This window comes from Oleiphilus sp. HI0123, assembly GCF_001635315.1.
In genome coordinates this window covers 1-573 of record NZ_LWGE01001818.1, presented here as the reverse complement: position 1 = coordinate 573, position 573 = coordinate 1, and the positions used below count along the sequence as shown (strand labels likewise).

The window sequence follows — 573 nt, the reverse complement described above, 5'->3', positions numbered from 1 at the left end:
GATAGAAATCGTAGACCCGAAGCCCGTGAAAATTCACTACCAAAATACAACTTATCATCAGGTAAAGGCGTCTGATTATATTAAGAGAGTGACTTAACGTGAGTCTAGTTCAATTGATTTATGTGAGTACGGCTTCCAAGGTTTTAACCCTAGAAGACTTGAAAAGTATTGTTGAAGTCGCAAAGCTGAATAATCAAAAGCATATGATTAGCGGTTTTCTATGCTCAGATAAGCGCTATTTCAACATATCAAAACAGACTATCGCCACAAGGCCTTAAAGCTTATCGTTTATAACGAAACGACTAGCCGCTCTTTTCCCGAGTGGGCAATGGGAGCCGTTCTTCAAGTCGGGAGTCACGAGAAAATACTCGCAAAGTTCAACCCTGATCGTTCATTTCAACCGTATGCTTTAAGTCCAAGTGATAGCCTTAGTTTCTTACAGGCGTTTTCTGAATTCAGAGGGATGCCAAAAAGCACTTAATCAGAAAGACGAGCCTGGCTGCTCCAGAAACGCTAACTCTGGCTGACTCGACTCTCTTCCAAGTATCTGATTACGATGAGGGTAGCGACCAA

The 573-nt window shown here is 42.1% G+C and carries 1 protein-coding gene and 1 pseudogene; one reads left to right on the top strand and one right to left on the bottom strand.

All coding sequences use genetic code 11. From position 1 onward, the window contains the following. The first annotated feature begins 98 nt into the window (after window positions 1–98). A pseudogene (locus tag A3761_RS29130) lies at window positions 99–481 on the top strand (BLUF domain-containing protein). Here A3761_RS29130 and A3761_RS26000 read toward each other — a convergent pair. Then, the coding region (locus tag A3761_RS26000; RefSeq protein WP_156492101.1) for a DUF924 family protein at window positions 482–573 on the bottom strand (92 nt) is incomplete at its 5' end. It lies immediately after the preceding pseudogene.